Source organism: Paraburkholderia sp. BR10923 (assembly GCF_040948765.1).
GTDB classification, from domain to species: domain Bacteria; phylum Pseudomonadota; class Gammaproteobacteria; order Burkholderiales; family Burkholderiaceae; genus Paraburkholderia; species Paraburkholderia youngii.
The window spans coordinates 1-221 of record NZ_JBFPKO010000260.1 but is presented as its reverse complement, the minus strand read 5'-3'; the positions used below and the strand labels follow the sequence as shown (position 1 = coordinate 221).

Genomic DNA, 221 nt, shown 5'->3' with positions numbered 1-221 from the left:
ACCTTCGGACAACTGATTCTGCACGCTCGCGATGTTGGTCGCGTTCTGCGCAATGTCGCCCGTGTTCTGCGTCGTGCGACCGTCGAGGTTCGTCACGGCTTCGGCCACGCTGTACACCGTCGTGCCATTCACGCTGAACTTCGGCGCGCTGATCGAGCCATCCGCAAGCACGATCGAACCACCGCCCAGCGCCCGGGCCGTGCTCGACGCCGTGCCGTACA

At 64.7% G+C, this 221-nt stretch carries 1 protein-coding gene; it reads right to left on the bottom strand.

What is annotated here, in order from left to right:
• The coding region (locus AB3X94_RS42390) for a hypothetical protein (RefSeq protein WP_368614521.1) at positions 1–221 on the bottom strand (221 nt) is incomplete at both ends.